This is a genomic window from Vibrio sp. ZF 223 (assembly GCF_003050585.1).
Taxonomy (GTDB): Bacteria; Pseudomonadota; Gammaproteobacteria; order Enterobacterales; family Vibrionaceae; genus Vibrio; species Vibrio crassostreae.
Genome location: NZ_PIGB01000008.1, coordinates 19559 through 40938, shown reverse-complemented (window position 1 = coordinate 40938; position 21380 = coordinate 19559). Strand labels below are relative to the sequence as shown.

The 21380-nt window shown below is 45.0% G+C and carries 22 protein-coding genes; 6 read left to right on the top strand and 16 right to left on the bottom strand.

The annotated features are described in order from the left end of the window. The first annotated feature begins 54 nt into the window (after positions 1–54). Both yihA and CWO13_RS15575 read left to right on the top strand, forming a co-directional pair. The gene (gene yihA, locus CWO13_RS15580; protein WP_017060162.1) at positions 55–714 is read left to right on the top strand and encodes a ribosome biogenesis GTP-binding protein YihA/YsxC; all 660 of its coding nucleotides are present in this window, start codon (positions 55–57) and stop codon (positions 712–714) included. A gap of 217 nt (positions 715–931) precedes the next feature. Then, positions 932–1531: a GTP-binding protein gene (locus CWO13_RS15575; RefSeq protein WP_102432209.1), complete on the top strand. Its 600-nt coding sequence runs from the start codon at positions 932–934 to the stop codon at positions 1529–1531. A gap of 266 nt (positions 1532–1797) precedes the next feature. On the opposite strand, the gene CWO13_RS23820 is transcribed toward CWO13_RS15575, so the two are convergent. The 4 genes from CWO13_RS23820 to hemB form a co-directional block, all read right to left on the bottom strand. Further along, positions 1798–1845 (bottom strand): hypothetical protein, encoded by a 48-nt coding sequence (locus CWO13_RS23820; RefSeq protein WP_438356636.1) that lies wholly within the window; start codon positions 1843–1845, stop codon positions 1798–1800. 193 nt (positions 1846–2038) lie between these two features. After that, a complete protein-coding gene (polA, locus tag CWO13_RS15565) occupies positions 2039–4837 on the bottom strand; it encodes a DNA polymerase I (RefSeq protein ID WP_057621837.1) in 2799 nt (932 codons plus the stop codon). Positions 4838–5516: 679 nt separating this feature from the next. Further along, a complete protein-coding gene (locus CWO13_RS15560) occupies positions 5517–5951 on the bottom strand; it encodes a GNAT family N-acetyltransferase (RefSeq protein WP_048661279.1) in 435 nt (144 codons plus the stop codon). A 76-nt stretch (positions 5952–6027) separates the two neighbouring features. Next, positions 6028–7071, bottom strand: a complete 1044-nt coding sequence (gene hemB / locus CWO13_RS15555) for a porphobilinogen synthase (protein ID WP_017060158.1) — start codon at positions 7069–7071, stop codon at positions 6028–6030. A 208-nt stretch (positions 7072–7279) separates the two neighbouring features. Here hemB and CWO13_RS15550 point away from each other — a divergent pair, with 208 nt between their 5' ends. Beyond that, on the top strand, positions 7280–8041 hold the full coding sequence (locus CWO13_RS15550) for a TatD family hydrolase (RefSeq protein WP_102432211.1): 762 nt from the start codon (positions 7280–7282) through the stop codon (positions 8039–8041). 288 nt (positions 8042–8329) lie between these two features. Here CWO13_RS15550 and tatC read toward each other — a convergent pair whose 3' ends face one another. From tatC to rmuC, 7 genes are all read right to left on the bottom strand, one after another. Then, a complete protein-coding gene (tatC, locus tag CWO13_RS15545) occupies positions 8330–9085 on the bottom strand; it encodes a twin-arginine translocase subunit TatC (protein ID WP_017060156.1) in 756 nt (251 codons plus the stop codon). A gap of 148 nt (positions 9086–9233) precedes the next feature. Beyond that, positions 9234–9641, bottom strand: coding sequence for a Sec-independent protein translocase protein TatB (tatB, locus tag CWO13_RS15540; RefSeq protein ID WP_102432212.1), 408 nt, complete (start codon positions 9639–9641; stop codon positions 9234–9236). A 3-nt stretch (positions 9642–9644) separates the two neighbouring features. After that, the gene (gene tatA, locus CWO13_RS15535) at positions 9645–9899 is read right to left on the bottom strand and encodes a Sec-independent protein translocase subunit TatA (RefSeq protein WP_017060154.1); all 255 of its coding nucleotides are present in this window, start codon (positions 9897–9899) and stop codon (positions 9645–9647) included. Between the two features lie 54 nt (positions 9900–9953). Then, on the bottom strand, positions 9954–11588 hold the full coding sequence (ubiB, locus tag CWO13_RS15530) for a ubiquinone biosynthesis regulatory protein kinase UbiB (protein ID WP_102432213.1): 1635 nt from the start codon (positions 11586–11588) through the stop codon (positions 9954–9956). Then, positions 11585–12190, bottom strand: coding sequence for a ubiquinone biosynthesis accessory factor UbiJ (locus CWO13_RS15525; protein ID WP_102432214.1), 606 nt, complete (start codon positions 12188–12190; stop codon positions 11585–11587). Before CWO13_RS15525 ends, ubiB begins: the two co-directional genes overlap by 4 nt. Positions 12191–12288: 98 nt before the next feature. After that, positions 12289–13068, bottom strand: a complete 780-nt coding sequence (gene ubiE / locus CWO13_RS15520) for a bifunctional demethylmenaquinone methyltransferase/2-methoxy-6-polyprenyl-1,4-benzoquinol methylase UbiE (RefSeq protein WP_026012235.1) — start codon at positions 13066–13068, stop codon at positions 12289–12291. Positions 13069–13133: 65 nt separating this feature from the next. Next, positions 13134–14666 carry a DNA recombination protein RmuC gene (rmuC, locus tag CWO13_RS15515; RefSeq protein WP_102432215.1) on the bottom strand — a complete coding sequence of 511 codons (1533 nt, stop codon included), beginning with the start codon at positions 14664–14666 and terminating at the stop codon, positions 13134–13136. Between the two features lie 138 nt (positions 14667–14804). Here rmuC and CWO13_RS15510 point away from each other — a divergent pair, with 138 nt between their 5' ends. Beyond that, positions 14805–15698: a DMT family transporter gene (locus tag CWO13_RS15510; protein WP_102432216.1), complete on the top strand. Its 894-nt coding sequence runs from the start codon at positions 14805–14807 to the stop codon at positions 15696–15698. A gap of 128 nt (positions 15699–15826) precedes the next feature. Here CWO13_RS15510 and CWO13_RS15505 read toward each other — a convergent pair whose 3' ends face one another. The 3 genes from CWO13_RS15505 to ftnA form a co-directional block, all read right to left on the bottom strand. Then, the gene (locus CWO13_RS15505) at positions 15827–17020 is read right to left on the bottom strand and encodes an NAD(P)/FAD-dependent oxidoreductase (protein ID WP_102432217.1); all 1194 of its coding nucleotides are present in this window, start codon (positions 17018–17020) and stop codon (positions 15827–15829) included. A gap of 250 nt (positions 17021–17270) precedes the next feature. Beyond that, positions 17271–17594 (bottom strand): universal stress protein UspB, encoded by a 324-nt coding sequence (gene uspB, locus CWO13_RS15500; protein ID WP_108083165.1) that lies wholly within the window; start codon positions 17592–17594, stop codon positions 17271–17273. Positions 17595–17662: 68 nt separating this feature from the next. Further along, positions 17663–18190, bottom strand: a complete 528-nt coding sequence (gene ftnA, locus CWO13_RS15495; protein ID WP_017066029.1) for a non-heme ferritin — start codon at positions 18188–18190, stop codon at positions 17663–17665. Between the two features lie 189 nt (positions 18191–18379). On the opposite strand from ftnA, the gene uspA reads away from it, so the two are divergent. Together uspA and CWO13_RS15485 are read left to right on the top strand one after the other, a co-directional pair. Beyond that, positions 18380–18814: a universal stress protein UspA gene (gene uspA / locus CWO13_RS15490; RefSeq protein ID WP_017060149.1), complete on the top strand. Its 435-nt coding sequence runs from the start codon at positions 18380–18382 to the stop codon at positions 18812–18814. Positions 18815–18866: 52 nt separating this feature from the next. Next, positions 18867–19745, top strand: a complete 879-nt coding sequence (locus CWO13_RS15485) for a carboxylate/amino acid/amine transporter (protein WP_102479131.1) — start codon at positions 18867–18869, stop codon at positions 19743–19745. 112 nt (positions 19746–19857) lie between these two features. Here the strand turns inward: CWO13_RS15485 and CWO13_RS15480 are convergent, their stop codons facing one another. Beyond that, positions 19858–20448 (bottom strand): hypothetical protein, encoded by a 591-nt coding sequence (locus CWO13_RS15480; RefSeq protein WP_108083164.1) that lies wholly within the window; start codon positions 20446–20448, stop codon positions 19858–19860. 141 nt (positions 20449–20589) lie between these two features. Continuing rightward, positions 20590–21369, bottom strand: a complete 780-nt coding sequence (locus CWO13_RS15475; RefSeq protein WP_017060146.1) for a class I SAM-dependent methyltransferase — start codon at positions 21367–21369, stop codon at positions 20590–20592. Positions 21370–21380: the final 11 nt, after the last annotated feature.

Here is a 21380-nt window from a genome sequence, read left to right as displayed (position 1 = left end):
CAAATTCACAAAAAAGTAATCAATCGACTACACAAAGTCGAGATGGAGTTAACAGTGAGCGTAAAAATTCATTATCAAAACACGCATTTCATTACCAGTGCACCTGATATTCGTCATTTACCAGAAGACGAAGGGATCGAAATTGCGTTTGCAGGACGCTCCAATGCTGGTAAATCTAGCGCGCTAAATCGCGTTACCAACCAAAAAAGCTTGGCGAAAACCAGTAAAACACCCGGTCGAACTCAGCTAATCAACCTATTTAAGGTGACGGACGGTTGTCATATCGTCGATTTACCTGGGTATGGCTTTGCTCAAGTACCGCTTGAAATGAAGAAAAAATGGCAGAAGTCGTTAGGTGAATACCTACAACGACGTGAAAGCCTGAAAGGTTTAGTGGTATTGATGGATATCCGTCACCCAATGAAAGACCTTGACCAACAAATGATCTACTGGGCTATCGATAGCCGCATCCCAGTACAGGTTTTGTTAACAAAAGCAGACAAACTGAAAAGTGGCGCGCGTAAAGCACAGCTACTGAAAATCCGTAACGACGCGAAATCTTTCGGTGGTGATGTTGCGGTTGATGTCTTCTCTTCAATGAAGGGCATCGGCGTTGACCAACTGCGTGCCAAGATGGATGAGTGGTTTGCCCCTGCGCTTGCTGATCAAATCATTGATGAGCTAGCGGACGAAGAGCACAACGACTCAGAGTAGTTCCCCTACTTATCACTATAGGTTAGAGCACTTACAGCAAGTAATTTAGCCTTATCAATACCCCTCCTTATATAGGTGGGGTATTTTTTTCCCTAAAATTAGCGATTTAAACTCAAAAACTGAGAATCAAAGACAGGATTAACCCGTTACAAGCAACAGAAGTGAACCATACTAAAAAACACATCTAAATAAACAGGATAATGAGAAAGGAATACTCATGTGGAAAACACCATTGGCTATCATTGCACTTATGTTGGTCTCACTGACAGGATTTGCTTCTGAAGCAGAACAAGAACAAACCCCACTGATCAATGTCGATATGACCTTGGACTTAGATGGGATGGAAAAGTACGCCCAAGATGCGAGTGAGTCTCTTGAGGTGATATCGCAATCTTTGCAGGCGATAGTCAACAACCCCAACCTAAGCGAAGACCAGCAACAAGCCTTGAACCAAACCGTTGAAAGTATCAATAAGCTTGCGAGCTCCACCAAGACATCCCTCAATCAACTGCCACAAGCCTTAGACCAATCTCGACTCGCCTTTAAACAAACCAGTCAAATGCTGTTGGATGATATTCAGACCAAGATCATCATTGCGCTGGCGGCCGTTATCGCCGTCATTATTATCGCTTTGACCGCTATCTATCTGCTTATCCTGAAACCAATGCAGCAAACCTTGGTAAAAGCGACCAACAATATCTCTTCGATGGCGCAATCCATCCAGATCACCGCCGAAGCACTGAAATACAGCACCGAGAAACAACAGAAAATCATGGATTACATTGAGCATTCACCGACTCAATACACTGATAAATAAGGCGTGAGCCATCAATCCTTTATCGATCACTTGTAAAATAAAAGTTATTTCAAGCGATAAAACAATCAACTTAGAGACGGATTTAAATTACCAAAAGCTGGTCGAATTCCAGATCTAAGGCAAATCAGGGGGTTTATCACTGTGCTTGAGAAAGTGTAATGAAAGACACTAAAAACGAGAGGTTTTTGGGGGGATAGCAGGTTGGAAATATTTTTCTTTCGCACAAGAAAAAACGCCCCAGTCAAATACTGACTGGGGCGGCTGAATCAGCCTAATCCAATAACGTGAAACAAAAGGTCTGAAAGATAGAACATCTTACCTCTGTACCCTACGAGATTTAATGTACAACAATTGCTCAGAAATGAAAACAACTTTTGTAGTTTTTTTTCATGAATGTTTTATTAAAACACCTAAATTCTTACTACGACCTGACTTTATTTGAGACAAAAAAAAGCCAGTGTTTGTGCACTGGCTCATACTAATTTACTTATTAAGGTCAAAAACTGATTAGTGGGCTTGATCCCAGTTGTCACCGTGGCCAGCTTCCGCGACAAGCGGCACTTCTAGCTCTGCAGCGGATTCCATCAATTCTTGTACTTTACTTTCAATTTCGGCTAAAGATGACTCTTCTACTTCAAATACCAATTCATCGTGTACTTGCATAAGCAATTTCACACGACCATCGCCTTCCGCTTGGATCCATTCATCAACCAATAGCATCGCTTTCTTAATGATGTCTGCCGCTGTGCCTTGCATTGGTGCGTTGATCGCCGCACGCTCAGCCGCCTTACGACGCATACCATTACGAGATTGGATTTCAGGAAGGTGCAGACGACGACCGTAAATGGTTTCTACGAAACCTTGCTCTGAAGCCGCACTGCGCGTGTCTTCCATATACTGCATCACGCCAGGGTAACGCTCGAAGTAAGTATCCATGTAATGTTGTGCTTCGCCACGTGGAATACCCAGTTGCTTAGCCAAGCCAAAAGCACTCATGCCGTAGATAAGACCGAAGTTAACCGCTTTAGCGCGACGACGTTGTTCCGTCGTTACCTGCTCAATATCAACCCCAATGATCTCAGCCGCGGTTGCCGCGTGGATATCTTTACCTTGTTGGAATGCTTCCAGAAGCGCTTTATCACCCGAAAGGTGCGCCATGATACGCAATTCAATTTGAGAGTAATCGACCGCTAGAATCTTCCAACCATGTTGTGCAACGAATGCTTGGCGGATACGACGACCTTCTTCATTACGAATTGGGATGTTCTGTAGGTTTGGATCCGTCGAAGACAAACGACCCGTCGCCGTTACCGCTTGGTGGTAAGACGTATGAACACGGCCGGTTTCAGCGTTGATCATCTTTGGCAGCTTATCTGTATAGGTAGACTTCAGCTTCGCAAGACCACGATACTCAATGATCAGCTTAGGTAGCGGGTAATCAAGAGCCAGTTCTTGCAGCACTTCTTCATTGGTTGAAGGTGCACCTGATGGCGTTTTCTTGATAACAGGCAGGCCCATTTTCTCAAACAGGATCGCTTGCAGCTGTTTTGGCGAGTTCATGTTGAACTCTTGCTCAGCAATCTCGTAGGCTTTCTGTTCTAGCTCATCCAGACGAACCGCAATCTCTTGCGATTGAGCGCCTAGCAACATGTCATCGATGAATACGCCAGTGCGTTCAATGCGAGACATCACAGGGATCAGTGGTACTTCAATTTCTTCATAGATGGCTTTTAGCTTTTCATCTTGCTCAATGTTTTCCATCAAACGATTATGAAGACGTAGTGTCACGTCAGCATCTTCTGCAGCGTATGGAGAGGCTTCACCCAGCTCAATCTGGTTGAAAGTAAGCTGTTTCTTACCTTTACCTGCGATCTGCTCAAATGAGATACAGCTGTGCTGTAGGAAACGTAGCGCTAGGCTGTCCATATCATGCTTGCCACCTACGCTATTGAAAACGTAAGACGCCAACATGGTGTCGTGTTTGATGCCTTTCATCTCGATACCGTAGCGCGCTAGCACACTCATATCATACTTAAGGTTCTGACCTACTTTTGCTTGTGCATCATCTTCAAGAATCGGCTTAAGCTGTTCAAGTACCCAATCACGATCCAGCTGCTGCGGTGCATCTAGGTAATCATGAGCAACTGGCACGTAAGCGGCAACGCCTTCTTCAGTCGCGAATGACAGGCCAACGAGGTTCGCCACCATGTAATCTAGGCTGTCTGTTTCAGTATCAAAGGCAAACACTTCAGCCGCTTTCAGTTTCTCTAGCCAAACATTGAATGACGCTTCATCGAGGATGGTTTCGTAGTTGCTGCGATCAATGGTCACGGCAGAGGTGTTCATTTCTACGGTAGAAGTGGTTGATGCCGTATTGCTACGCACTGCGCCCGACTTTTCATCCGCCTCAACCACACCGCTGCCACCTTCAAGTAGCTCGTTCAACCAAGACTTGAAGACCAGTTGACCGTATAGCTTAATCAGCTCATCCGTGTTTGGTTGTGCTTTTACAAGCGACTCAGGTGTCTCTTCTAACTCGACGTCCAATTTGATCGTAGCAAGCTCGTAAGACATCTCAGCGTTGTCTTTATTATCAATCAGCTTCTTAGCCATGGTCTTTGAACCACGGAAACCAAGCGCCGCAATATCATCAAGATTTTGGTACAACTTCTCGATGCTACCGATGCCTTGCAGCAAAGCAGTCGCTGTCTTGTCACCAACACCTGGAACACCTGGGATGTTATCGACTTTATCGCCCATCAGTGCAAGGTAGTCGATGATAAGCTCTGGTGGAATACCAAACTTCTCAATCACGCCTTCACGATCCATGACCACGTTGGTCATGGTGTTGATCAGAGTAACGTTGTCATCGACCAGCTGCGCCATATCTTTATCGCCAGTACTAATAAGCACAGGCATACCCATCGCAGAAGCTTGAGAAGCAAGTGTACCGATCACATCATCCGCTTCAACGCCGGGAATAGAGATAAGTGGCAAACCCATTGCACGAATCACATTGTGTAAAGGCTCAATCTGACAACGAAGATCATCAGGCATAGGTGGACGATTTGCCTTGTACTCTGGGTACATGTCATCACGGAACGTCTTTCCTTTCGCATCAAAAATTACCGCAATACGATCAGAAGCAAATTGACGCATCATGCTGCGCAGCATGTTAACTACACCGTAAACGGCGTTAGTTGGGATATCACCATTGCTCATTGTGCCAGGGTAAGCATGGAACGCGCGATATAGGTAAGAAGAGCCATCGATCAGAATCAATGGGTTATCAGGAATACGAGCCATAATGTTTGTGTATCCAGTAAGTACAGAAATTATCTGTTAAGAATGCCACGTCTGTTGGTTGGATTCCACGTTGTCGATCTGTATCCGTTCACTCGGTTGTGTTCGTTATAATCGATTTGTTGTTATTTTTTGTTCTTAGACGCAAGCGTTCTGTGGATAACTCTGTTTATATTATTTATCCACCCTGTTGAGAACTAAGGTAAACAACTCAAAAAACACCAATAAGCAACTGAAAATAAAGGATAATTTTACAGATCGAACAGATGATCAACGATCTTTTTTCGATCTTGCGTTGTGGAAAAGAATGCTGATGGCGTTTTATTCATAAAAATACGTGCCACTAAATATGCATCTTATTGAAATGGTAGGTATAAAAAAAGCGACACCCGAAGATGTCGCCTAGCAAAAACCGGTAAAGCCATTCAAATTGAATACCACAGCTTTACCTAAAAGCTATAAATTACACTGGAAGCAATGTGAGCAATGTCGTGTCAAAAAGAACTTAGTACAAGTTCGCGAGAATTCTGTTGGGTAACCAAGTAGATACTTGAGTACTTAACATCCTTGTGAACATTTCCTCATTCCCTAAGACGAAGTTAATAATAATGATTCTCATTTGATAGTCAACAATTAAATGATAATAAATCTCATTTAATTTATATGCTGTTAACGACAGTGTTCAAATTTGCTTCAAAAAATGGATTCTATGGTCATTAATGTCTTCTTTTTCTTCAAATTTTTCGATTAGGTAACCGTTTCTTAATAACAGGCGCAGCATGGCTGAGAACTGGTTACGAGACTTAACCTTTAACTGTCTGTAGCCCTGCTCTTTCGCCCACTGTTCCTGAGCGTCTAATTGCGCCTGTGCAACGCCTTTGTTCCTCGCGAGCGGTGACACCCCACCAAACCAACTGTAAAAAGTCTGCTGATCCAATTCATAGCCGATCTTAAAACCAAGCAGCACCCCAGCCTCTTCAGCCACTAAGATAAGGTTCTTTTTCCCTACCAGCCGCTCTGAAAGAGAAGCGACACTCTCTTTTTTAGCGAACTCAGAGATCTGCTCGACCACAGACACCACTTCTTCTAACGAACCTTCACGCACGACAACTGACATCTTATTCATCCTTATAAACGAAAGGGCTGGCACAATGGCCAACCCTTTACTGATCACTTAAGTGAACTCTACACGATTACTTTTCTTTTAAGTGCTCTGCGGCTTGTGCATTGTCTTCTGCAAGCCATTCAGCCACATCTTTAGCGAAGTAAGTAAGAATGCCATCAGCACCAGCGCGCTTAAAGCACAGCAGTGATTCCATGACGGTTTCACGCTCTTTCAGCCAACCGTTTTGAATCGCCGCTTTGTGCATCGCATACTCACCAGACACTTGATATGCAAATGTCGGCGCTTGAAGTTCATGCTTCACACGGCGCACGATATCTAGGTAAGGCATGCCAGGCTTAACCATCACCATGTCCGCACCTTCATTAAGATCCATCGCGACTTCGTGAATCGCTTCATCGCTGTTCGCAGGATCCATCTGGTAGTTCTTCTTGTTACCACCTTTCAGGTTCGAAGCACTGCCGACTGCGTCGCGGAATGGACCGTAATAGCACGATGCGTATTTCGCAGAGTACGCCATAATCTGAGTGTGAATATGGCCCGCTTCTTCTAGCGCCTCACGGATTTTACCAATACGACCGTCCATCATGTCCGATGGTGCAACCACGTCAGCACCCGCTTCAGCGTGTGATAGTGCCTGCTTGATCAAGACTTCAGTCGTCTCATCATTCATCACGTAACCATCTTCATCGATGATGCCGTCTTGGCCGTGAGTGGTGAATGGGTCTAGTGCTACGTCAGTAATAACGCCAATGTTTGGCACATGCTCTTTTAGTAAACGTACAGCGCGCTGCACTAAACCTTCTGAGTTATGAGCTTCAGCTGCGCATAAACTTTTAGCATCTTGGTTCACGACTGGAAATAGAGCAATCGCAGGAACACCCAGCTTTGACAGGTAATCTGCTTCCTCAAGCATGTAGTCGATAGACAAGCGTTCAACACCTGGCATTGACTCGACAGGCTCGCGGCGGTCTTTACCCATCAGGATAAACATTGGGTAGATTAGATCATCCACAGACAATTGATTTTCTGCCATTAGGCGACGGCTAAAGTCGTGCTTACGCATACGGCGCATACGGCGACCTGGGAATTGACCTTGAATTGAAACAGACACTAGATTCTCCTTGCCTAGTCTAAGCACCGAAATACTTAGATATGAAAAGTGCTAAATACAGGCAAAAGCATATCACTGATGGCTCAGGACGCTAGCAGTAAAATATGAAACCCACTCAAAAACAGGGATAAATGGCAAAAAATGACCTTCTCCTCACACTGCCGTATACTCATGACAACTCAGTAAAGACCGCTTTCAGGACAAAACAATGATCGACACCCATGCTCATATTTACGCGAGCGAATTTGATGAAGACCGCGAGCAAGTCGTACAGCGCGCACTGGCTCAAGGGATTGATACCATTCTATTGCCGAACATCGATTTAGAATCTATCGAGCCAATGTTAGCAACGGAAGCGCAGTTTCCTGGTGTGTGCCGTTCAATGATGGGCTTACACCCTTGCTATGTCGATGCGAATATCGAGCAAACCCTCAAAACCATTCGAGCTTGGTTTGATAAGCATGACTTTATCGCCGTGGGTGAGATTGGTATCGACTTGTACTGGGATAAAACCTTCAAGGCTGAACAAGAGATGGCTTTCGTGACTCAACTGCAGTGGGCAAAAGAGCTCGATCTACCGGTGGTGATCCACACCCGTGATTCCATTGAAGAGACACTTGCCCTACTTCGTAAAGAACAAGATGGCAGCTTACGCGGGGTATTCCACTGTTTTGGCAGCAGCTTAGAGGAAGCTCAAGCGATCAATGCGTTAGGTTTTCACTTAGGTTTAGGCGGCGTTTCGACCTTTAAGAACTCAGGGATGGACAAGGTAATCCCACATCTTGATATGGATTACGTCATTCTAGAGACAGATTGCCCATACTTGGCACCAACACCGAATCGCGGTAAACGTAATGAGCCAGCCTATACAGAATTGGTGGCAAAACGCATCGCCGAATTGCGCGGAATTACCCTTGAAGAAGTCGAAAACATAACCAGCACAAATGCTAAGGCATTGTTTAATCTATGATGAATCTATTAATAAGTAATTATTACGGATTTATCCTGAATTTATTTGAGAAAGCTAAGTGATATGTATAGTATCAACCACCTGCATATGGAGGTAGTTGATTATGTGTGACCATTCACAACACTTACAACGTCAACATCGAACCCTATGGCATAAGATTTTGGGCATCAAAGAGCTCTATATATGTCAGAACTGTGGCTATCAGTTAAAGATTCGATAAACAGACATAATAAAAAAGCGGCCCTAGGCCGCTTTTTTATTATGTGATTCTTACTGAAGCATTCCGAATTAAGACTCAGCTTCTTCCTCTTCATCCGCATCTGGCTTACGCGTATAAAAACGTGCGAAGAACAGACCAATCTCAAACAGAATACACATTGGAATCGCCAACAGTGTTTGTGAGATCATATCTGGTGGTGTCAGCATCATACCGATGATGAAAGCACCTACAACGATGTAAGGACGCTTTTCAGATAGAGATTGAGGCGTTGTTGCCCCCGTCCAACATAGCAAGATAATCGCAACGGGCACTTCAAAGGCAATACCAAAAGCAAAGAACAGCGCGAGTACAAAATCAAGATAGCTTGAGATGTCGGTTGCGAACTCTACCCCCCCTAATGATATGGCCGTAAAAAAGCCAAATACCAACGGGAATACAATGAAGTAAGCGAACGCCACACCACAGTAAAACAGCAATGAACTTGAAGCCAATAGCGGCATGATCAAGCGTTTTTCATGCTTGTATAAACCCGGAGCAACAAAAGCCCACACCTGATACAAAATAAACGGAACCGCGAGGAATATAGACGCGATCAAGGTTAATTTCAGTGGTGTGAAAAATGGCGATGCAACATCGGTTGCGATCATCGTCGCCCCTTCAGGTAGACGATCTACCAAAGGTGCTGATACGAATTCATAAATATCATTAGCAAAATAAATTAGCCCGACAAATATCACTAGCACCGCGACAATCGCACGTAGTAGACGATTACGTAGTTCTAGAAGGTGGCTAATTAAAGGCTGTGTCTGCTCAGTCGAAGACATGTCAAACCTCTTAAACAGGAAGATCGAAAAGGAGCCGCGCGTGTATCTATCCAGTTGAATTGGTATCCACTTGAATAGTTATTTACTTGAATAGCTATCTATTTAAACATCTAGCGACTCAAGTATCCGGCGACTCCTCCTTGCGAGACTATTCGGTTTTCTTATCTGACGGTGCTGAAGCTTCGCTGTTGACCTGAATGGTTTCAGATTCCACAGTTTCCGTGACACTAGGTTTAGTCTCACTTGGCTTATCAGACTCAGGCTTAGCATACGGACGTTGAACCTCAGCAGCGGCCTGCTTGAGTTCATCGACTGACGCTTTAAGGTCTGGAGATAAATCTTCCATACCCATTTTTTCCGCCTTGCGTAGGTTTTCTTGCAGCTCTTGCACCTTAAGCTCATGAGAAAGTTCATCTTTCACACTATTTGCCATGCTTTTCGCTTGTCCAACAAACTTGGAAATACTGCGAATCGCCACGGGCAAACGCTCAGGCCCTAAAACCACTAACCCAACGACAGATATTAATACCAGTTCCCAAAAACCGATATCAAACACGATTTACGCCTGCTCTTTGTCTTTCTTTGTTTCAGCAGTTGTTTCAGCGTGAGCTTCTGTCTTCTGCTGTTCAATATTCTTTGGTTCGAAGTCTGCATCTTTCTTATCTGCAGGCTTGTCTTCATCGCTCATCGCTTTTTTGAAGCCCTTAACCGCTGAACCTAAGTCACCACCCATACCGCGCAGTTTCTTTGTTCCGAATAGCAAAATTACAATTACAGCAATGATTAGAAGTTGCCAAATACTGATACCACCCATTGTCATTGTCCTCGGGTCTGTCTACACATAAAAAATATTAAGAGAGTCTACTGTCTAACGACGGTAAGCTCGCCAACTAAGCAACCAAAATGTGACACCTGCGATGCCACAGCCCATAGATAGCTGCTCATAAGGGCTTGAAACTAATATTGCGGAGCATACGACTAAAGTGGCTCCAACGCCAAACAAAAACTTTCCAGTTGCTTGCTGACGCTTACTATCTCGGTAACCTTGATAAAGCTGATCCATTCTGTGGTTCATCGCTTTACCTTGGCGCAAGCTGTCATAAAGTAGCTCTGGCAGCTCTGGCAGTTTTTCTGCCCAGAATGGCGCGCGCTCTTTTACTGCGTTAATCACAGCTTGCGGCCCCACCTGATTCATCATCCAGGTTTCAAGGAAAGGCTTGGCGGTTGCCCACAAATCAAGCTGCGGATACAACTGGCGGCCTAGGCCTTCCACATACAACAAGGTCTTCTGCAGAAGCACCAACTGAGGTTGAACCTCCATGTTGAAACGTCTTGCTGTATTAAATAAGTTTAGCAACACATGGCCAAATGAGATCTCGCCAAGTGGTTTTGCAAAAATTGGCTCACACACCATGCGAATCGCGAACTCAAAGTCGTTAACGTTGGTGTTGTGTGGCACCCACCCCGAATCAACGTGCAGCTCAGCGACTTTACGATAATCTCGGTTGAAGAAAGCCAGCAGGTTTTCTGCTAAATAACGCTTATCTTCACTGTTGAGTGTGCCGACAATGCCACAATCCAAACCAATCCACTGCGGGTTATCTGGATTTTCTGGGTTAACGAATACGTTACCCGGGTGCATGTCTGCATGGAAAAAGCTGTCTCGAAATACTTGGGTGAAGAATACGGTCACACCACGTTCCGCGAGCAATTTCATGTTGGTGCCGTTGGAGTTTAACGTCTCAATATCCGAAACCTGAATACCATAGATTCGCTCTGACACCATCAAGGTTTCACTGCTTAAATCAGGGATAACCTCTGGAACATACAGCTCTTCACTGCCTTCAAAATTACGTCGCAGTTGAATCGCATTGGCCGCCTCACGGCGCAGGTCTAGTTCATCAAGTAAGGTTTTCTCGTACTCATGAACCACCTCAACAGGTTTCAAACGACGTGCTTCAGGAAGCGACTTAGCGACTATACGCGCCATTCGGTGCATCAGTTTTAGATCTGCGTCAATCACCGGGCGAATATCAGGTCGAATTACCTTGAGAACAATCTCACGACCGCTCTCTTTAAGCTTTGCGGTATGCACCTGAGCGATAGAAGCAGAAGCCAGAGGCTCGATATCAAAGTCGGTAAACCAGTTATCTAAACTGCCACCGAGCGCCTTTTCCATATCTTGTTTAGCCAATTGACCATCGAATGGCGCAACTTGGTCTTGCAACAATGCCAACTGATCCGCGATATGAGGAGGGAACAGATCGCGACGTGTCGACATCATCTGTCCGAACTTGATCCATACAGGGCCAAGCTCTTGCAGCGCTAGACGTAAGCGATGACCCAACTCTTTATCTTGATGCTTATTTTTAAGCCAAAACAGTGACTTTCGCGCCAATAAAGGGGCTTTGGTCAATTGGTGCTCTGGCATCAATTCATCAAGGCCATATTCCAACTGTACCTTGATAATATGATAAAGACGTTTCAGTTCTGTTGGGGTCATGCTTTCTCCAACAGGGCGTTCAACTTAGCTTCAAGGCGTGCTGCAGAGCTTTTCACGTCATCAACTTGATCGCAAAAGTGCGCGACTTCTAACGGTGCTGGTGCGATCTTCCACTCTTCAGTCAGAACTTGAGCAACATGGCTTTGATGTTTGCTGGCTTGCTTTGCCACAAAACCACCGACGTTTTTAACGCCTTGGACCAAGGTATGAGCAACCACATCACCTGTTACGCGCGATAACCACTCTTCCAAGTCAGGCTTGCAGTCTGTCATCAGTTGAGCAAATTTCTGAGCCAGTTGAATATCACCCTCTAAGATCAGCTTATCTTGCTTGATCAGCTTGGTGATGTTCGATTGCTCACGCAGTTCCGGTAACACCGATAAATTCAAAGATAGGTAGCAATCAGGCTGCCCTTCGTATTCCGACAACACATCAATTTGTTGGCTGAAAACGAAAGTGAGTGTTTTATTCAACTCTTTCAAATTAACTTGAATGATCTGCCCCTTTAAACGAGACAAACGACGAACCAAAGCTGGATCATCGTTCACGAAAGTATTTAAAGAGGTTTCAATAACCGCGGTTACCAATGGATCAAATGGCATGACTGTCCTTACCTTTGAAAACGGATAAGCCTTAACCTATCCGTTCTGTCTTTATTCTTATTGTTTAGCACGCTCAACGAGCCTGCTACCAAGTTCGACTAGAACTTGTAACCGCGGTGCAGCGCAACAATGCCGCCCGTTAGGTTGAAATATTTAGTATTCTCGAAACCCGCTTCCTGCATCATGCCTTCCAAAGTCTCTTGGTTAGGGTGCATGCGGATAGATTCTGCAAGGTAACGGTAGCTATCTGCATCGTTAGCAATCAGCTCACCCATTTTTGGCAATAGGTGGAAAGAGTATGCGTCGTAAACCTTTGATAGTGGCTCAAGCACTGGCTTAGAAAACTCAAGAACCAACAGACGACCACCCGGCTTAAGCACGCGGTACATTGAACGCAGCGCTTGGTCTTTATCGGTTACATTACGCAGACAGAAGCTGATGGTAATGCAATCGAAGTAGTTATCCGGGAAAGGCAACTCTTCAGCGTTCGCTTGTACATAGTGTACGTTGCCAACAATGCCGCTATCACGCAGCTTATCACGGCCAACATTCAGCATTGAGTTGTTGATATCAGCAAGAACCACGTGGCCTTTTTCACCAACGATACGCGAGAACTTCGCAGTCAGGTCACCGGTACCACCACCAAGGTCTAGGATACGTTGACCCGGGCGCACGCCACTACAATCAATCGTGAATCGCTTCCACAAGCGGTGAACACCACCCGACATTAAGTCATTCATGATGTCGTATTTAGCGGCTACAGAGTGAAATACCTCTGCTACTTTCGCGACTTTTTCGTCTTTTGCGACTGTTTCGAAACCAAAGTGTGTGGTTTCTGACTCTACTGCTGAATTTGTCTGCACGCTTGTGTCCATAATGCTGTTATCTACCATGGTAAGTTCTCATCGACAGCGCTCTTTGTATTTAGAGGCGCTGCGGCCGATTAGTTTACTTTATCCTCAGCAGGTTGTCTTTCTACTAAGGAGGCATTTTCTGAAAAAGCCTCATTTTGCGCCATTTCAGCCAAACCAATCGAGATCGGTTTCTTCACTTCAACACCCAATTGCTTGAAGCTTTCGGCCTGACGAATCACGTTGCCTCGCCCTGTCACTAGCTTATTCATCGCCCCTTGATAACTTTGGTTGGCTCTATCAAGTGAGCTGCCAAGGCCTTCCATATCATCAACAAACAGGCGCAGCTTGTCGTAAAGCTTGCTCGCACGTTCCGCGATAACTTGTGCATTTTGGTTCTGTCTGTCGTTGCGCCAAAGATTATCAATGGTACGCAGTGCCACCAGCAGGGTGGTTGGGCTGACCAAGATGATGTTTTGCTCCATCGCATCTTTCACCAAGCTAGGATCAGCCTGAATCGCCACTTGGAATGCTGGCTCAACCGGGATAAACATCAACACGTAATCCAGGCTCTGTATGCCTTTGAGCTGATGATAATCTTTCTGGCTCAAGCCTTTAATATGCGCTCGCAATGAAGCCAAATGATCACGCAATGCGGCATCACGCTGTTGATCGGTTTCGGCATTGAAGTAACGCTCAAACGCGACCAATGCCATTTTAGAATCCACCACTACTTGCTTATCTTGTGGCAAATGCACAATCACATCCGGCTGATAGCGCTTACCTGCATCGTTCTGTAGGTTCACTTGCGTTTGGTATTCGTGACCTTCGCGCAGCCCTGATTCAGCAAGCACGCGAGCCAGTACCACTTCACCCCAGTTACCTTGTTGTTTGTTATCGCCCTTTAGTGCTTGAGTCAGGTTAACCGCTTCACGCGTCATGCTTTCATTAAGGCGCTGCAGGTTTTTCAGCTCATGCACTAAGGTATGGCGCTCTTTGGCTTCTTGGCTAAAGCTATCGTTAACCTGCTTCTTAAAGCCTTCCAACTGCTCTCTTAGTGGAGACAACAAACCTTCTAGGCTCTGCTTGTTCTGCTGATCGACCTTGGCGGTTTTACTCTCAAAAAGTTGGTTCGCTAACAATTCAAACTGCTGCTTAAGTCGAGATTCAGCTTGTTCTAGCAACTGCAGCTTTTCGCTATTGGCGAGGTTTTCTTGATCATGCCTTGCTTCTTGTTCGCGCAGTTCGGCTTCCAATTCAGATTTATGGTCTTTCAGCACATTGATCTCATCAGCGTACTGCTGGCGCTCTTGCTTTACTGCCTCAAAGTAGCGCAGCTTTTCCATCGCAGCCATCACCTTACCGTGTGCTTGCTTGAGCTCGAATGCCGCTTTGTCTCGGTCATCATCTAACTCATTGAGTTCTTGTTGCGCCTCTGCGAGTGATGATTTGAGCTGAGCTTGCTGAGATTCATGCAACAAACGATCGGACTCTAGCTGCTGCTCGAGCAATCGCTGCTGAAAAGAGAGCTTCTGTTTAATCCACCAACCCACGACGCCACCGCTGACGAGCGCGCCAGAAATTGCAGCAATAAGCGTTGCCTGATGTTCGATAATCCATTGCATGATAATGATTTAGCCTAATTGGAAATAACTCATTAAATGGTATTTTGATACTGGATAAATGTCCAGTTTGCCGTATTAAAATTCGACAGATAGACTAGGCGCTCCGTATTCTGTCCCATCAAATTAAAATGAGTTGCCATGAACGAACGTCGTGCCTTAGGCTTTGGCCTTTCCGCAGTACTGCTGTGGTCAACGGTCGCTACTGCTTTTAAGCTGACCCTTGCTGAGTTTTCACCTATTCAAATGCTGACTATCGCTAGCATTGTGTCGTCGATTGCGCTGATCGCAGTCTGCGCCTTTCAGGGCAAGCTTTCTCAGCTGAGTACTACGTTCCTTTCAAACCCTTGGTATTACTTACTGCTCGGCTTGGTCAACCCATTGGCCTATTACCTGATTCTATTCAAAGCATACGACCTGCTTCCCGCTTCACAAGCTCAAGCCATCAACTACAGCTGGGCGATCACGCTAACCTTAATGGCAGCGGTTTTTCTAGGGCAAAAGATTCGTAAACAAGATTGGATTGCGTGTACCTTCAGCTATGCGGGTGTGGTAGTTATTGCGACCAAAGGCGACGTGTTAGGAATGCAGTTCGATAGCCCACTCGGTGTGGCGCTAGCGCTGCTTTCAACTTTGCTTTGGGCGGGATACTGGATTCTCAACACCAAAAACAAGGCAGATCCTGTGGTGGGTGTACTGCTTGGTTTCTTAGTGGCATTGCCATTCGCGATCGGTTTAACCATTTTTGAGGGCGAAAGCTTTAGCCAAATCACGGCGAAGGGCTGGATGGCGGTGACTTACGTTGGCCTATTCGAGATGGGAATTACCTTTGTATTGTGGTTATCAGCACTCAAGCTAACCAACAACACAGCTCGTATCAGCAACCTGATTTTCGCATCACCATTTATCTCGTTGATGCTACTTTCCACGATTATCGGCGAAGAAATTCACCCAGCGACACTGTTTGGCTTGGTACTGATCATTGCTGGTTTAGTGGTTCAACAGATCAAATTTTCAAAAAACAAAACTGCGTAAATAAGAGCGAAAAGACTCGATTGATCGAGAAAGTCATCAATTGAGTTACTTTTAACGCTAAACTAGATACAAAAATGGCGAGTCGTATGACTCGCCATTTTTATGTAATTTTAAATCTATGGGTAAGCTTAAACCCACTGACCTGCTGCAAAGCCAGAACTCCAGCACCACTGGAAGTTATAACCTCCAAGCCAGCCTGTTACGTCCATCACTTCACCGATGAAGTAGAGGCCAGAGACGCTCTTACATTCCATGGTTTTTGAAGATAGGTGATTGGTGTCCACGCCACCTAGAGTTACTTCGGCCGTTCGGTAGCCTTCAGTGCCATTTGGCGCAATTTTCCAGTTCTCTAGGTGCTCAACAATGCCACTAAGCTGCTTTTCGTTGAACTGTTTAAGCGGCTTGTCTTCCAGCTCTTTACGGTCAATCAACACCTCAACAAAACGCTTTGGTAATGCTTTCGCTAAGGTATTTTTCAGGCTTTGATTTGGGTGTTTCTCGCGAGAATTTTCAAGTAGCTCGGCAACGTCTACTTCTGGAACTAGATTAATCGAAACCGACTGACCCGCTTTCCAGAACGAAGAAATTTGCAGTACTGAAGGACCCGATAGGCCGCGGTGAGTAAACAACAATGCTTCTTTGAACAAGGTTCCGTCTTGCGCGGTGATCTCGGCAGGAATTGCGATGCCAGAAAGCTCAGCGAAAGCTTCTTTATCTTCTTTATGTAGAGTGAATGGCACCAAGCCTGCGGTAGTTGGCATCACAGACAAACCAAATTGCTCTGCAATCTTGTAACCAAATGGCGTTGCGCCCAGCTTAGGCATCGACAAACCACCAGTCGCTACCACCAGTGAGTCACACTCAACTTGGTCGGTATTGAGATGCATCTTGAAGCCAGAATCGGTCTTTTCGATAGAATGAACATCACAACGATAACGCTGCTCAACTTTCGCCTGCTTACACTCGTCAAGCAGCATACTCACGATGTCTTTTGCGGTATGGTCATTCACACAGAACAATTGGCCGTGGTCTCGCTCTTCGAACTCAATACCGTACTTGCTCACCATTGAGATAAAATCCCAGTTGGTGTATTGAGATAAAGCTGACTTCACGAAGTGAGGGTTATTACACAGGAAGTTGTTGGCTGAAACATCATAGTTAGTGAAGTTACAACGACCGCCACCTGAGATTAAAATTTTTCTGCCTGGTTTCTTTGCATGATCAACCACCAGCACTCGTCGGCCGCGTTTACCAGCTTCCGCAGCACACATTAAGCCCGCGGCGCCCGCACCAATTACGATTACATCAAATTTTTCACTCATGTGGTTCTGCTTTTCTTCACTTTTGCAGCCCGAGTACGCCCTGTTCTCGAAATGCCATCAATAAAAAAGGATGTGCATAAACAGCACATCCTTACTAATTGCTCGCTATTTTAGCGGCAATTTTAAACTTTGCAATTGATGTTCAATTGTACAATTTGCAGATAACATCAAAACCACGACTTGGCTTAGCAAACCAACAACCAAAGCTTTACACCAAAAACTAAGTTCTACTTCACACGCACTAAATAACTTAGACGATTAAAGAAGCCAGCAACGTTACACCCAGAAGGGCGGAAGAGAGTATGAATAACTGTCTCACACGATCACACTTGGAAGTGAACACTTCATCATGGTGATGGTGATACTCTTTGCTTTTGATGTAACTAAACAGACGAACCTGTTTGGTCATATTGCCATGAGTTGTGAAAAAACCGCCTCCGTCTACTTGTTGATAAAGTAGAGGATGCGCTTCTCGCATAATATAAATGAGCGTTCTTAGCGCAGTAAAATAACGCGCCCAGTTCACGCAAGTCACAACCATTAGTGCAAATAGAATAGTGTCGCCGCTGATCATCCTTTCCTCCCTACATCTTCATAAGAAAACTCAAAAGAAAAAGATAATCAGTGTCTTTCTCGTACTACCTAAACGGCAGGAGCTTCCATAATTGAAGATGAACCATCTTTTGCCAATTGCGCTAGGTCTTTATCAATAAAGAACAGTGCCTTACCGTCTTCACCAACAAGTTCTAGCTTATCCAATACACCTTTAAACAACTTCTCTTCTTCGTGTTGCTCTGCAACGTACCATTGCAGGAAGTTAAAGGTTGAGTAGTCTTGTGTGCTGAAAGCAACGTGAGCCAGTTTGTTGATCTTTTCAGTAATCATCTGCTCATGTTCATAAGTTTCACGGAACACTGCGCCAAGGCTTTCGAATTCGTGTTTTGGTGCTTCAATTGCACCCAAAATTGGCATTGCACCTGTTTCGCTTACGTAAGTGAAAAGGCGCTGCATATGTTCCATTTCTTCTACTGCATGAACACGCAGAAACTCTGCTGCACCTTCAAATCCTTTGTCTTCACACCAAGCACTCATTTGTAAGTATAGATTGGATGAGAAAAATTCTAGGTTAATTTGATCATTCAGTTGCTCAACCATAGTTTTTGACAGCATTTAAGACTCCTAATTACATCCTCAATTTTCTCTACTATATCACTTTTTAATGAATATCTCGCAGGCCATTAGTTAACCAATATTTCGAGCTGTCATTACGCAAGACAGTGGATATGAGATCACTTCAGCAAAAAAAGCCACCGCATAGTGCTAATCTTTAAACAGACAATGAATAAAGGAGGTAGAGATATGAGTTACAAACATATTTTGGTCGCGGTCGATTTATCAGAAGACAGCAAATTAATTGTGGATAAAGCGGTAGCATTGGCAAAGCCATTGGAAGCCAAAGTCTCTTTTATCCATATCGATATTAACTACGCGGAACTCTACACTGGCCTGATTGATATCAACATGGCCGAAACGCAACATAACGCGATGGAAGCATCTCGTATTCAGCTGCAAAATTTTGCGGAGCACGCTCAATACCCGATCACCCATACCCTGGTGGGCAGTGGCGATTTGAGTCATGAGCTGTGTGACACCATCAACGAGTTCAATGTTGATCTCGTGGTTTGCGGTCACCATCAAGACTTTTGGAGCAAACTGCTTTCTTCAACACGACAACTGATCAACGCCTCTCCGGTTGATATGCTGGTCGTGCCTCTAAGAGATTCAGAAGACTAATGATTTAAGGTTAGGTAACATACAGCTCATATCTTATTAACGAAGTTTTACTATGAGCTATTTAGCTGGTGTTACCCTCCTATGGGCCTTCTCCTTTAGCCTGATCGGCGTTTACCTTGCGGGTCAGGTTGATTCTTGGTTCTCTGTTTTAATGCGTGTTGCCCTTGCTGGCGTCGTATTTCTTCCTTTCCTAAAGTTTCGCGGCGTATCACGTAAGCTGATCGCTAAATTGATGACTATTGGTGGTATCCAGCTTGGCCTGATGTACTGCTTCTACTATCAGTCTTTCTTACTGCTATCTGTTCCTGAAGTCCTTTTGTTTACCGTTTTCACGCCAATTTACGTCACGCTGATTTATGACTTTCTCAAAGGGCAATTCTCTCCGTGGTACCTAGTGACTGCGGCAATTGCGGTATTAGGCGCGGTATTCATTAAATTCGCAGGCATCAACGAAAACTTTTTAGTTGGCTTCCTCGTCGTGCAAGGCGCGAACCTGTGCTTTGCTATCGGTCAGGTGGGCTACAAAGTTGTGATGGAGAAGGAATCGACCGAGTTACCTCAGCGAACCATATTTGGTTACTTCTACTTAGGGGCGCTATGTGTCGCTTCGGTTGCTTTCATGCTACTGGGCAATCCAGAGAAACTACCCACCACCACACTTCAATGGGGAATCCTGATCTACCTTGGCTTGATTGCTTCGGGGCTGGGTTACTTTATGTGGAATAAAGGTGCATGCATGGTGAATGCCGGTGCACTGGCGGTAATGAACAATGCATTGGTTCCTGCTGGTCTTGTGGTGAATATCCTGATTTGGAACAGAGATGTCGATTTGGTTCGATTGTCTATTGGTGGCGCCGTTATCTTGTTCTCTTTGTTCGTCAATGAGACTTGGGTGAAGAAGCGCGTAGCAAGATCCGCAAGCAACGCTTAGCTGATTTGAACGAGATACATAAGCTAGCTCGGATAACCCCAAAAAGCAAAAGAGCGACCTAAGGTCGCTCTTTTTAAATCATCGCTGTAGCAATAAACCATTCGAATCAACTTCAGTGAATGTGATTATGGCTCACTACCTGAGTCTTGGTTTCAGTGAAGGCGACATCATCAAGTTGTAGATTGATGCGTTCAAGGTCACTTTCCAGTTTCTGGCTTTTCTTAAACAGCTTTTGCTGTTTCTTAATCATCTTCGCGAGCTTTTTGTTGTACTTCTCTTGTTTCTTAGCTGCTTTCTTCGCTTGTTTGAGTTCAGCTTTCTCATCACTACTCGCCTTCGCCATCAGTTTTTTCAACTTGGCTTTTTTCTGTGCTGCCTCTTTTTTTGCAAGCTCAGGAACAATATCAGTTGCGGCTGGATCGAACATTTGCACGCTAGGCTCAATTGTCTCGTTGATTTCTGCAAGCGATAGCTCTGGTGCAGGTAATGTTTCCGCTAACAGGCCGCATACGACTTTCTCTTCAACGGGTTTGTTTTGACAACCAATAGGTGGAATTGCGGTTGGTTTGCATAGATTCGCTTGATCCGCCGAAGAACGCGCACAAGAACGACACACGAACTTAGGTTCAGTCACCAAGCTGTGGATCTCGCCCAAGTGTTCAGTGATATCTCGACGGTTTAACTTACAAAAGCGTTTAGCCATGCTACAACTCCAGCTAAGAATAATAATGATTCTTAGTTAGATATACATCCGTAACGCGACTATCGCAAGTGTTAAATGGCAATTTATCGTATTTATGACGGGAAATTTTCTTAGCGTGTATCTAAGTTATTGATGCATCAATTAAGTCATTGATGCTTTCACATAGACGTCAAAGCGGTTCTTTTTGGTTTCTATCGCCATACTCGGTTTTTGCTCGTCTAACCAAGCTGCGTAATCCGGTCTTTTGACCACAACGCGCTTCGATGCCAATTTCATCGCCGGCTCAAATAGACCATCAGCATCCAGATCGGCACCCACCAAAGATTGGAATACGCGCATCTCTTTTTTAACCAAAGCCGATTTCTTTTTGTTCTCTGGGTGTGGGTACATTGGGTCTAGATACACCACGTCTGGTTGTTCGAAATCAGGATCGTTACTGAGTTTATCTAGCGCATCGTGACTCGAAGCGTGAATCAACTTCATACGTTCGCTAACCCAACCACCGATGTCTGGGTCTTGTTGCGCTCGCTGCAAGCCATCATCAAGCAGTGCTGCCACAACGGGGTGACGCTCGACCATTTGTACCTTACAACCTAGAGAAGCCAACACAAACGCATCGCGCCCTAAGCCCGCAGTGCCATCGAGGATAGTTGGCGTTGCGCCTTTGTTTAAACCAGCGGCTTTGGCAATCGCCTGACCTTTACCACCACCAAACTTACGTCGGTGACCGACAGCGCCTCCCACTAAATCAACAAAGATAGCGCCAAGCTTAGGCTCATCGACTTTACGTAGCTCAAGTCGCTCACTAGTCAGTACCAAAGCAAAATCACTGCTTTCATCATGAGATAAGTTCCAGCGGGTCGCTAAGTCATTCAAATGATCGATTTGGGTAGCATCTTCGCAAATCAGTTGTAGTTGCAAGGTCGTCTCCA

Coding starts and splice junctions, on each gene's coding strand:
- CWO13_RS15480 (WP_108083164.1), bottom strand. CDS start 20,448: ATGGCTAAACGCTTTTGTAAGTTAAACCGTCGAGATATCACTGAACAC.
- ftnA (WP_017066029.1), bottom strand. CDS start 18,190: ATGCTGTCAAAAACTATGGTTGAGCAACTGAATGATCAAATTAACCTA.
- CWO13_RS15560 (WP_048661279.1), bottom strand. CDS start 5,951: ATGTCAGTTGTCGTGCGTGAAGGTTCGTTAGAAGAAGTGGTGTCTGTG.
- tatA (WP_017060154.1), bottom strand. CDS start 9,899: ATGGGTGGTATCAGTATTTGGCAACTTCTAATCATTGCTGTAATTGTA.
- CWO13_RS15525 (WP_102432214.1), bottom strand. CDS start 12,190: ATGCCATTTGATCCATTGGTAACCGCGGTTATTGAAACCTCTTTAAAT.
- rmuC (WP_102432215.1), bottom strand. CDS start 14,666: ATGCAATGGATTATCGAACATCAGGCAACGCTTATTGCTGCAATTTCT.
- uspA (WP_017060149.1), top strand. CDS start 18,380: ATGAGTTACAAACATATTTTGGTCGCGGTCGATTTATCAGAAGACAGC.
- tatC (WP_017060156.1), bottom strand. CDS start 9,085: ATGTCTTCGACTGAGCAGACACAGCCTTTAATTAGCCACCTTCTAGAA.
- CWO13_RS15550 (WP_102432211.1), top strand. CDS start 7,280: ATGATCGACACCCATGCTCATATTTACGCGAGCGAATTTGATGAAGAC.
- uspB (WP_108083165.1), bottom strand. CDS start 17,594: ATGATCAGCGGCGACACTATTCTATTTGCACTAATGGTTGTGACTTGC.
- CWO13_RS15575 (WP_102432209.1), top strand. CDS start 932: ATGTGGAAAACACCATTGGCTATCATTGCACTTATGTTGGTCTCACTG.
- polA (WP_057621837.1), bottom strand. CDS start 4,837: ATGGCTCGTATTCCTGATAACCCATTGATTCTGATCGATGGCTCTTCT.
- CWO13_RS15510 (WP_102432216.1), top strand. CDS start 14,805: ATGAACGAACGTCGTGCCTTAGGCTTTGGCCTTTCCGCAGTACTGCTG.
- ubiB (WP_102432213.1), bottom strand. CDS start 11,588: ATGACCCCAACAGAACTGAAACGTCTTTATCATATTATCAAGGTACAG.
- CWO13_RS15485 (WP_102479131.1), top strand. CDS start 18,867: ATGAGCTATTTAGCTGGTGTTACCCTCCTATGGGCCTTCTCCTTTAGC.
- CWO13_RS15505 (WP_102432217.1), bottom strand. CDS start 17,020: ATGAGTGAAAAATTTGATGTAATCGTAATTGGTGCGGGCGCCGCGGGC.